The sequence below is a fragment of the Acidimicrobiales bacterium genome, from assembly GCA_036491125.1.
In the GTDB taxonomy this organism is placed as follows: Bacteria; Actinomycetota; Acidimicrobiia; order Acidimicrobiales; family AC-9; genus AC-9.
In genome coordinates this window covers 1-10,557 of sequence record DASXCO010000230.1, presented here as the reverse complement: position 1 = coordinate 10,557, position 10,557 = coordinate 1, and the positions used below count along the sequence as shown (strand labels likewise).

Annotated in this window: 8 protein-coding genes and 1 pseudogene; 5 read left to right on the top strand and 4 right to left on the bottom strand. The window is 69.1% G+C overall.

The genetic code is table 11. The features are described 5' to 3' along the window. Positions 1-94 precede the first annotated feature (94 nt). The 3 genes from VGF64_17770 to VGF64_17760 all read left to right on the top strand — a co-directional run bounded on the left by VGF64_17770 (position 95) and on the right by VGF64_17760 (position 3,474). On the top strand, positions 95-808 hold the full coding sequence (locus tag VGF64_17770) for a hypothetical protein (GenBank protein HEY1636607.1): 714 nt from the start codon (positions 95-97) through the stop codon (positions 806-808). A gap of 117 nt (positions 809-925) precedes the next feature. Then, complete coding sequence (gene thrS, locus VGF64_17765; GenBank protein ID HEY1636606.1) at positions 926-2,932, top strand: threonine--tRNA ligase; 2,007 nt, start codon at positions 926-928, stop codon at positions 2,930-2,932. After that, positions 2,929-3,474, top strand: coding sequence for an HIT domain-containing protein (locus tag VGF64_17760; protein HEY1636605.1), 546 nt, complete (start codon positions 2,929-2,931; stop codon positions 3,472-3,474). Before thrS ends, VGF64_17760 begins: the two co-directional genes overlap by 4 nt. On the opposite strand, the gene fusA is transcribed toward VGF64_17760, so the two are convergent. Beyond that, a complete protein-coding gene (gene fusA / locus VGF64_17755; GenBank protein HEY1636604.1) occupies positions 3,465-5,528 on the bottom strand; it encodes an elongation factor G in 2,064 nt (687 codons plus the stop codon). The genes VGF64_17760 and fusA overlap by 10 nt on opposite strands. Before the next feature lie 161 nt (positions 5,529-5,689). Here fusA and VGF64_17750 point away from each other — a divergent pair, with 161 nt between their 5' ends. Next, positions 5,690-6,478, top strand: a complete 789-nt coding sequence (locus VGF64_17750; protein ID HEY1636603.1) for a CDP-alcohol phosphatidyltransferase family protein — start codon at positions 5,690-5,692, stop codon at positions 6,476-6,478. Positions 6,479-6,531: 53 nt separating this feature from the next. Next, a complete protein-coding gene (locus VGF64_17745; protein ID HEY1636602.1) occupies positions 6,532-7,485 on the top strand; it encodes a phosphatidylinositol mannoside acyltransferase in 954 nt (317 codons plus the stop codon). A 163-nt stretch (positions 7,486-7,648) separates the two neighbouring features. Here the strand turns inward: VGF64_17745 and VGF64_17740 are convergent, their stop codons facing one another. From VGF64_17740 to VGF64_17730, 3 genes and pseudogenes are all read right to left on the bottom strand, one after another. Continuing rightward, entirely contained in the window at positions 7,649-8,206 is a 558-nt protein-coding gene (locus VGF64_17740; protein HEY1636601.1) for a Uma2 family endonuclease, read from the bottom strand. Positions 8,207-8,584: 378 nt separating this feature from the next. After that, positions 8,585-9,262: a hypothetical protein gene (locus VGF64_17735; GenBank protein ID HEY1636600.1), complete on the bottom strand. Its 678-nt coding sequence runs from the start codon at positions 9,260-9,262 to the stop codon at positions 8,585-8,587. A gap of 315 nt (positions 9,263-9,577) precedes the next feature. After that, positions 9,578-9,805 (bottom strand): annotated as a pseudogene (locus VGF64_17730) (transposase). Positions 9,806-10,557: the final 752 nt, after the last annotated feature.

The window sequence follows — 10,557 nt, the reverse complement described above, 5'->3', positions numbered from 1 at the left end:
GGGATGCCCGGAATATCCCCCTTCCAGCGGTATCAGGCGGCCCGTATCCTCCAAGTGGAGGTCCCGGCAACACGGGGCCCGACAAGGGGGAGAAATGAACGAGAACAGGTGGGAACAGGCAGGAGCTGCCGCCGGCATCGTCTTCGTGGCGTTGATCCTGGCGAGCATCTTCGTCGTTCCCTCGGCGCCGCACATCAACGCGTCGGCCTTCAACATCGCCGTCTACTACGCCAGCAACCGGGGCGGCCTGCTCACCTCGGCCCTGCTCGGGACGCTGGGCAGCGTCTTCTTTCTCTGGTTCGTCAGCCACCTGCGCCACGTGCTTCAGCGGGCCGAAGGTGGCAGCGAGGCCCTGTCGCCGATCGTGCTCGTTTCCGGCACCGCAGTAGCGATCCTCGGCTTCCTCTTGGCCATCCCGCAGGCGACGCTGGCCTTCGGGTCGCACCGGATCGACCTCATCACGAATGCCGGCGTCGTCCGGAGTCTCTTCTACATGAGCGAGATCCTGGGCGGCGTGCTGCTGTTCGCCATCGCCCTCTTCCTGGTCGCCGCATCGCTGGCCATGGTGCGCAAGGAGCTTGTCGCCCCGCCGCTCGGGTATGCCGGCCTGCTGTTCGGCGCCGCCGCCTTCCTCTCGGGGGTCAGCGCCTTCTACGTCACCACGTACAGCGCGGCCTGGGTCGGTCTCCAGATGGGGGCTGGCATCGCCACCCTGGCGTGGGTGCTGGTGGCGAGCGTCGCCATGTTGGCCCGTCCGGAAGCCGCCCGGGCCGAGGCGCCCGAGCCGGTGTTCGCCAGCTCGAGCTGAGCTCCCCGGCAAAGGTCAACGAACAGAGATTCGTCGACGGGGCCGCCCGCAGAGGGCCGGCCCCGTCGCAATCTCCGTCGATGACCGCGCGCCCCGGCGGTACGCTCGCTCGTTGATATGGCCGACGACATCGAGATCTATCTGCCTGACGGCTCGACGCGATCCCTGGCGGCCGGATCCACCGCCGGAGACCTGGCTGCCGCCATCGGGCCTCGGCTGGCGAAGGCCGCCGTAGCGGCGACGGTCGACGGCAAGGAGGTCGATCTCGCGACCGCCCTGCGCGGCGGCGACACCGTGTCGATCGTCACGGCTGATACGCCGGATGGGCGCGAGGTGCTCCGTCACTCGACCGCCCACGTCCTGGCCCAAGCCGTGCTCGACCTCTGGCCCGGCGCTCATTTCGCCATCGGTCCCGCCGTGGAGGACGGTTTCTACTACGACTTCGAGCTTCCCGGAGGCGAGCACTTCACCGACGAGGACCTGGGCCGGATCGAGGCCCGCATGCGCGAGATCGTGGCCGAGGGCCAGCCCTTCGTGCGCGAAGAGCACTCCACGGCGGAGGGGCTTCGCATCTTCGCCGACCAGCCGTTCAAGCAGGAGATCATCGAGGGGGTCGGAGCGGCGGCGCGGGACGGGGACGATCCCGAGTCCCGCAGCGAGGGCGTCGACGTCGGCGCGGTGAGCACCTATCGCAACTCACCGCACTTCGTCGACCTGTGTCGCGGCCCGCACGTGCCGTCGACCGACCGACTCGGCGCCTTCAAGCTCATGCGGGTCGCGGGCGCCTACTGGCGGGGCGACGAGCGTCGCCCCCAGCTCCAGCGCGTGTATGGGACGGCGTGGGAGTCGAAGGCGGCCCTGGCCGAGCACCTGCACCGTCTCGAGGAGGCGGAGCGGCGGGATCACCGCCGGCTCGGGGCCGAGCTGGACCTGTTCCACTTCCCGCCCGAGATCGGCGGCGGGCTCCCGCTGTTCCACCCCAAGGGCGCGCTCATCCGTCAGCTCATGGAGGACTACTCACGCGTCGAGCACCTTGCCGGTGGCTACCAGCTCGTCTGGACCCCGCACCTGGCCAAGTCGACGCTCTTCGAGAGGTCGGGCCACCTCCAGTGGTACGCCGAGGGCATGTACCCCCCGATGGAGATGGAGGGTGCGTCCTACTACCCCAAGCCCATGAACTGCCCCATGCATATCCTCGTGTACCAGAGCCGGGCCCGGTCCTACCGGGAACTACCGATGCGGCTGTTCGAGCTGGGCACGGTCTACCGCTTCGAGCGTTCCGGGGTGCTGCACGGCCTCGCCCGGGTACGGGGGATGACACAGGACGACGCCCATATCTTCTGCACGCGCGAGCAGCTGGGCGGCGAGCTGGCGACCCTGCTGGCCTTCGTCCTGCGCGTGCTGCGAACCTTCGGGCTCACCGAGTTCGAGGCCGAGCTGTCGACGAGGCCCGAGGAGTACCTCGGCAGCCTGGACGAGTGGGAGGAGGCGACAGCGGCCCTGCGGGGGGCGCTGGACGCCAGTGGGATCCCGTACACCGTGGCGGAGGGCGAGGGCGCGTTCTACGCCCCAAAGGTCGACGTGCACCTGCGCGACGCCATCGGGCGACGCTGGCAGCTCTCCACGCTGCAGGTCGACTTCCAGGAGCCGCAGCGCTTCGACATGTGGTACGTCGGCGCCGACAACCAGCGCCACCGCCCGTTCATGATCCATCGTGCCCTCTTCGGATCGGTCGAGCGGTTCCTGGCCCTGCTCCTCGAGCACTACGCCGGCGCCCTGCCCACGTGGTTGGCGCCCGTCCAGGTGCGGATCCTGCCCGTGCGTGACGACCACGACGCCTATGCGGTCCGACTGGCCGACCGGTTCCGGAGCGAGGGGTACAGGGCGGACGTGGACGAGGCCGACGAGCCACTCGGTGCTCGAATCCGAAGGGCCAAGCTGGAGAAGGTGCCCTACGTGCTGGTCGTCGGCGACGACGACGTGGCCGCGGGGACCGTGGGCGTGAACGCCCGGGGGAGTGCGACGCCGGACCGTGGTGTCCCGGTCGACGACTTCGTGGCTCGACTGGGCGGCGAAATCGAGGCCCGCATCGGACCTGAGCACGCGCCCGCGGACGCCCCGTGAGCCTCGAGCACTTGTGGGCGGGATGGCGCATGCCGTACGTCAGCTCGGCCGCCTCCTCGGACGCCGCGAGGGTGGCGCAGCAACCGGAAGCGGGCGCGGACCGAGGGCGGGAGGACTGCGTGTTCTGCCGGATCCTGGCCAGCACGGAGCCTGACGACGTCACCTACATCGTGTGGCGGGGCCATCGTTCTTTCGCTGTGCTGAACGCGTTCCCATATGCGAGCGGTCACCTGATGGTGATGCCCACGCGCCACGTCGCCGACCTGGAGGACATTGTGAGTGACGAGGCCGACGAGCTCTGGAAAGCTCTGTCTGATGCCGTTCGGGCGCTGAAGGCCTCGTACCACCCCGACGGGGTCAACGTCGGGGCGAACCTCGGGCGCGCCGCCGGAGCAGGCATACCTGATCACTTCCACTTCCACGCCGTCCCTCGATGGGTGGGGGACACCAACTTCACCACCGCCGTGGCCGAGACCAGGGTGTTGCCGGAGAGCCTCCCCGATACGTGGCGCCGGTTGCGGACGGCCTGGCCTCAGGCCTGAGCCTCGCTCTTGGCCAACCGACTCACGAGGTGGGCCGGCACCACGTCGTAGTGGTGGTGGCTGAGGCTGAAGCGACCGCGACCGCCGGTCAGCGAGCGCAGGTCGATGGCGTAACGCTGGACCTCCGAGGTGGGGACGAGGGCGATGACGATCTGCTCCCCGTCGTTGCCCGAGTCGGTGCCCTGGATCCGGCCCCGGCGCGAGTTGAGGTCGCTGATGACATCGCCCGAGTAGTCCGCCGGCACCGTGACCTCGAGGGCGGAGACGGGCTCGAGCAGGACCGGCCCGGCCGCGGCCACTGCCGCCTTGAAGCCGAGGCTGCCGGCCATCTTGAAGCTCATCTCGGAGGAGTCGACCGAGTGGTACTTGCCGTCGTAGACGGTCACCTTGACGTCGACTACCGGGTAGCCGTGCTCGCCACCCTGCTGCATCGCCTCGACCACGCCCTTCTCCACGGCGGGGATGAACTGGCGGGGGATGGCGCCGCCCACGACCTCGTCGACGAACTGGAACCCTTCGCCCCGCTCGAGAGGAGCGACCTTCAGGTTGGCCACGCCGAACTGACCGTGGCCCCCGGTCTGCTTCTTGTACTTGCCCTCGGCCTCGGCGTGCTTGGTGATCGTCTCGCGGTACGGCACGCGGACCTCTTCGGTCTCGACGTCCACGCCGAACTTGCGGTGGAGCCGCTCGCACGCGATCGACAGGTGGGTCTCGCCCATCCCGGCGAGGACCGTCTGGTGCGTCTCGTCGCTCCGGGTCACCTCGATGGATGGGTCTTCCTCCAGCAGACGGTGGAGGGCCGTCATGAGCTTGTCCTCGTCGCCCTTGGAGCGAGGCTTGATGGCGATCGACAGCACGGGCGGCGAAGGGGGAGGGACGGGAACGACCACTGGGGTGTTCTTCGGCGCCAAGGTGTCGCCGGTCGTCGTGTCCGAGAGCTTGGCCACGGCCACCAGGTCACCCGCCGGTGCCTCGGCGACCGAGTCCTGTTCCTTGCCCCGGAGGGTGAACAGGGCGTGGAGCCGCTCGTCGGTGTGGCTGCGGGGATTGGTGAGCACGGTGTCGGGGCGGATGGTGCCCGAAAGCACCCGCAACATCGAGATCTTTCCCACGTACGGGTCGGCGAGGGTCTTGAACACGCGTGCCAGGGGCTGGCCCGCGGGGTCGTTCGGCAGCTCCTGGGTCGTGTCACCGGCCTGGACCGCGACCGGCGGGCCGGCGGCCGGCGACGGACCCAGCTCGCACATGTAGGCGGCGAGACGCTCGATGGCGGTGCCCCTGGCGGCCGAGCCGCAGATGACGGGGAACACGCTGGCCGAGGCGACCCCCAGAGCGAGGGTGTCCTCGAGCTCCTTGGGGTTCGGGACGTCGCCCTCCAGGTAGCGCTCCATGAGCTCGTCGTCGGCCACGACGATGCCCTCCACCAGGTTGTCGCGCACCTGGTGCTCGAGCGTCTCCATCTCGTCGGGGATCGGACCCGTCCGGGGCGCCCCGTCGTCGTAGAAGAACCCGGTGTCGGTCAGCAGGTCGGCCACGCCGCGGAAATCCGCCTCCTCGCCGATCGGCAGCTCGAGAGGCGCGATGCCACTGCCGAACCGGGTTCGCAGCTGCTCCAGGGTGCGCTCGAAGCTGGACCGCTCGCGGTCGAGCTTGTTGATGAAGATCATCCTGGCCACGCCGGCCTGGGCCGCCATGCGCCACACGACCTCGGTCTGGACCTCCACACCCTCGACGGCGCTGACCACGAACACGGCCAAGTCGGCGATCGACAGCGCCGCGGCCACGTCGCCGATGAAGTCGGCGTAGCCCGGGGTGTCGATCAGGTTGACCTTGTGGCCCTGGAACTCGAAGGGGGCCAGGGAAAGTGACACGGAGATCCCGCGCTTGATCTCCTCGGGATCGAAATCCGTCGTCGTGGTGCCGTCCTCCACCCGCCCCTTCCGGTTGATCGCACCGGCCTCGGAGAGCAGCGCCTCGGCGAGCGTCGTCTTTCCAGTGCCACCGTGTCCCACCAGGGCGACATTGCGGATCCGGGCCGGAGGGAAGGTCTTCACACCGACACACCTCACTCGTCTAGGTGGCTGTTGCCTGGGTGCTGGCTGGGTTCAGGCTGGGTTCAGGCTCCCGTCTACCGGCCTTCCGGCTGGTCACCGGGCATCGATAGCCTACAGATGGCCGGTGGTACCGTGGGGTGGTAGTCAGCGAAGGAGCGACGATGTTCGACGGCCGCTGGCGGGCCAGGGTGGACCGGGGTACGACACCCCTCGGCGCCGGGCTGAGCCGGATCGGTGTCACGGCCGACCAACTGACGCTAACGGGCCTGGTGATGGCGGCTGGTGCCGCCTTCGCCATCGGCAGCGGGCACCTGTGGGTCGGCGTGATCCTGCTCGTCGCGTCCGGTCTGCCCGACCTTCTGGACGGGCCGGTGGCGAAGGCGTCGGGGACGGCGGCGCCCCGGGGAGCCTTCTTCGACTCGGTGGCGGACCGGGTCACGGACACGCTCCTCCTCGGCGGGGTGGCCTGGTACCTGGCCTCGACGCATGGGGGCAAGGCGGCGGTGCTGCCCTTCGCCGTGCTGGGAGCCTCTTTCCTCGTCTCCTACGAGCGAGCCAAGGCGGAGTCGCTGGGTTTCAACGCCAAGGGGGGCATCATGGAGCGGGCCGAGCGCCTCGTGCTGCTCGGGATCGGGCTCGTCTTCAGCGCCCTCCTCGTGCCGGTGCTGTGGGTGATGCTCGTCCTCACTATGGCGACCGTCCTCCAGCGCTTCGTCATGGTGTGGCGTCAGGCCAGCCCCGCCCCTCGGGAGTCTGCGCCCCGCTGGCGGGCGGGACGGGTGGAGTCACGATGGCGGCAGTGGCGGGAGACCGCCGTGCTGCGTTCCGGCCCCGAGCGGCGGGCACCCGGGGGTCGCTGGCGGGATCGCCGGCAGCGGGTGCCGGCCAGCCGGACGACCCGGGCGGGCCAGGCTCGCCGGAGCAGGCGACGCATCACCAGCGGGCCGTAACCATCAGAGGCGGCGGGGAAGCTACTTGCACATTTCGATGAGGATCATCCCTGGTGACGGTCCATGACAAGGCGCAAGTAGTTTCCCCGCCGCCTCTCAGGGGCCTCGCGGTCGGCCAGCGGGCTCGGGCGATCTTTGCGGGGTACCGGGCCGCGGCCGTCATCGCCCGAGCGCTGCCCGAGGCGGCGTTGCCCCCGATGACGAGGTTCTCCGGAGCCGTGTTCTCGACGGCGATGCCAACGCGACGAGCGATGGTTCGTCGGCACCTGCAACGGGTCAGCGGAGGTGCGCTCGACCGACGGGCGCTGGATCGAGCCGTCGGGCGGGCGTTCAGCTCGTACGCCCAGTACTGGGCCGACTCGTTCCGGCTGTTCGACGTCTCGGCCGAGGAGCTCGGCCGGCACATGCAGCGCGACGGCTTGGAGCATCTCGATGCCGGTATCGCCCGGGGACAAGGTGTCATCCTCGCTGTTCCCCACCTCGGCAGCTGGGACTGGGGGGGCGCCTGGCTGGCGTCGGTGGGCTATCCGCTCACGGTGGTCGTCGAGCCCCTCGAGCCGCCGGCGCTGTTCGACTGGTTCGTCGAGATGCGCCGGGGGATCGGCATGACGGTGGTGCCCCTCGGCCTCCGGGCGGGAGCCGCCGTCCTGCAAACGCTGCGCGACGGCGGGGTCGTGGCCCTGCTCAGTGACCGCGACCTCGTTGGTACGGGAGTGGAGGTCGAGTTCTTCGGCGAGCGGACCTCCCTCCCCGCCGGTCCGGCCACCCTCGCTCTCCGCACCGGCGCCGCCCTACTGCCGGCGACGATGTACTCGAGTCAGCGCGCCGTCCACCACGTCGTGATCCGGCCGCCGCTGCCAGTGGAGCGGCTCGGCGCCGTCGCCGACGACGTCACCCGCGTCACCCAGGCCCTGGCTCGGGAGCTGGAGGACCTCATCCGCCTGGCTCCCGAGCAGTGGCATCTCTTCCAGCCCAACTGGCCATCTGACCCCGGATATGGCGTCTGAGCTGGCTGGTTGTTTCACGGTATAGCCTCGAGGGGGACCTTGAGGGGGACTTTTGAGCGAAATCGTGTCGCAAGGGCTTCGCGAGGGGGACCGCGAGACCTAGAGGGTCAGATGGTGCTCGCAGCGGTCAGAGCTCGAGCGGACGCAACACGCGCAGGCGGGATCAGGGCAGGGTGCGACCGACCTCGACTGCGACATCCGGTAGCGCCGCCAGCTGTGCCGTGTCCGAGGGCGAGTACGTCCGGGTCTCCGCGTACCCCTCCGGCGTCGGTCTGCGGCTGTCCGTCAGCTGACCGGCGGGGAGGTCGATGACCCAAGCCTGAGCGACGCCGGCCCTCCCGTATAGCCGGGTCTTGTCGCGATCGATGTCGCTAGAGGACTCGGCTACCTCAACGACAAGGACCACGTCGGCAGGCCCAGGCAGTTCCTCGGCGTAGAAGTCGTCACGCCACCGAAGAACGGCGACATCTGGCTGAGGCTCCGAGCTAGGGGACAGACCGATCGAGCCCTGCACTCGGAGGATGGCTCGACCCGCGACTTGGGGCTGCAGCAGCGCGACGAGTCGGTCGACGCATGCGTTGTGCCGAGACCCGATCGGCCCCATCTCGACGACCTCCCCTTCGAGCAACTCCACCCGGTCGTCCTCGCCGAGCACGCCAGCGTCGGCCATGCGGTGGTACTCGTCGACCGTCCAGCGCCGAGTCGGCAATCCCGTGGTCACAGCACCAGGCTACCGGCGCCGTAATCGGACCACCCCGAGCCTCACAAGACGCCCGACTCCTGGGGCGTGGGGCGTCCATGCCGATGGCATCAAGAGACGCGCGTGGTCACCGATGGCAAGACATCGGGCAGGGCAGGCGAGGGCAGGAAAGAGGGCAACAAAAAGGACCCGAGGGCAGGTCACAGGGCAGGCTGAAGGCAGGAGTCGAGGCAGTCATGCGGCCGAGACTGGGCCCCGATGCTGCCGGAGAGTAGGGCTCTCCCCCGCGGGAGAGTAGATGTTGGGGTAGTCGGCGCCACTGCAACCCGAAGAAGGATGACGTCCCGCCGCGTGGTGGAGAAGTGACCTCGGGCTCGTCTTCCTTGAGCTTATCCGCGGTTATCGCCAATACCTGCCCTCCACCCAGGGGAACAGCAGCTGTGGGAATCGATGCTGGCCTGCGTTTGCGTCAACCGGCAATTCACGAGCCGCTCCTACGTCGCTGCCGTCTCCACGGGTGGTCGTCACCGTGAGGTCGAACCACCCATCGTGGATGAGGGAGGCCCAGACGCTGTTACTGAAGAAGTCGCCCTGAGGCCAGCCCGTCATGTATAGGGCCTGCTGCTTCTCCGAGGGGACCCTGAAGCCGCTGTAGCCGACGCCCTCGGAAGCCTGGACCGTCATGTCCGCTTCCCATACCTTGGCCAATTCGCCTTCTTGCCCCTTTTCCTTGCTGTTAGTGGCGATGTAGGGCGTGTCCTTTGGCGCCTCCCAGGCGGGTAAGTCGAGCCTCTGACCGTGCTCGATGTTCCAGTGCCAATGGAAGGTGCGGCTGTTCCCATTGTCCCCCACGGTCACCGAGTCAGGCCTCGAGTGGCCGAGGATAGCGTCGGGCTGCCCGGACATCGGGGTATCGATCGTGGTGCCCCGAAGTAGGTCGCCAGCGGGTGGCTGAGCGGGCGGAGCCGCCGGCGTTGCGCCCGCCACCGGGGCGGTAGCCAGGGTGGCGGCCATGGCGGCCCCGGAGGCGAGCGCCCCCACCTTGGTCTTCGTGGTGAGGTTCTTGATCTTGTTCATTGGTTACTCCTTCGTCTGGCGCTCGGACCCTCGCCTCGTGCTCGGGCCTCGGGGCCAGCCTGAACGAGAAGGGTCGGCCTGAACATCCGCTGAACTGCCGAAACGAGCCCGCACGGCATCCGCCGAATTGCTGAGTCCGGCTCGAAGCTACGAACAAGCCGGACATCTCGGGCTAGACCACTGGGCCCGAAAAGAATGGCGCCCCGCCTAGTGACGGAGAAGTGATCTCCGGCCGCGGCCGTGGTAGGTCGGTTAGCCCGCCTGTCGCTTGCGAGCCTTGGGGGAGGCGGGGAGCTGCGCGGGTTCGGCCCGAGGCTAAGACCTCACCCGGCCAGGCGGCCTCTTCGGCTTGGCCAGCTCGGCGGCTGGGCTCCGGCGCAGCTGGGCCATCGAGGTCTCAGACAGGTAGCGCCGCTCGGCCACGGCCCACTCGTCGTGGGCCTCGACGACCACCGCGGTGACGAGGCGGGAGATGGCGGCGTCGCTCGGGAAGACACCGACGACGTCGCAGCGGCGCTTGATCTCCCGGTGGACCCGCTCGAGGTAGAAGTCGGGCCGGGGCGCGGTGCGCTGCTTGCGCATACGTCCGTCTCCCCGGCCCGCTCACCGAACCGGACGTGCGCGTTCCCACGCATCCGGCTCTCCACGGGTCCAAACAGCGCGTCATGCCGCCGTTCCGATCGTTCCACTTCTCCACAGCGAAGGAATGTTGTCCGCTCGATAGCGGTAGCGGGTGACCGGCACCGTCATCGGGTCGAACAGCGTGACCTTGCCGTCCGTTGGCCACCACCTTGGGAGGTAGCGGCGTAGGAGCTGCCGACCCGCCTCCGTGTTGGCCCAGGGCGCCTCTCCGCGCTCCAGCTGCCGCCGGAGGTGGCGCAGCTCGCCCAAGCGCCCGTTGGCGGCAGCGATCTCTGCAGGTTCTTGGGACGGCCGCTGTACGGGCCAGGGTAGATGGCCGACAGGCGAGCTTGAGCGAGGGCCCGGTTCGCGGGCCCCACGGCTTGGGCCTGCCGGTCACCGCTTCCACGGTACGGCTCGGCCCTTGGCTTGCCAGGTCGGTCGCCCAGCCCATGCGCCGCTCGGACGACTCCCGGACCAGGTCCGCGGCCGCCTGGTCGAGGCTGTCGGCCACCGGGTAGGCCGCGGCGACTGCCCCGCTGAGGTAACGGGGCCACCAGGCCCCCTCGGCGGGGCAGAAACACGCCGTGCACGCTCAGGGGCCGTAGGGCCCAGCGACCACCCAGGCACCATCCTTGGGGCCGCTCCAGATGGTGATGTCATAGTTGACCTTG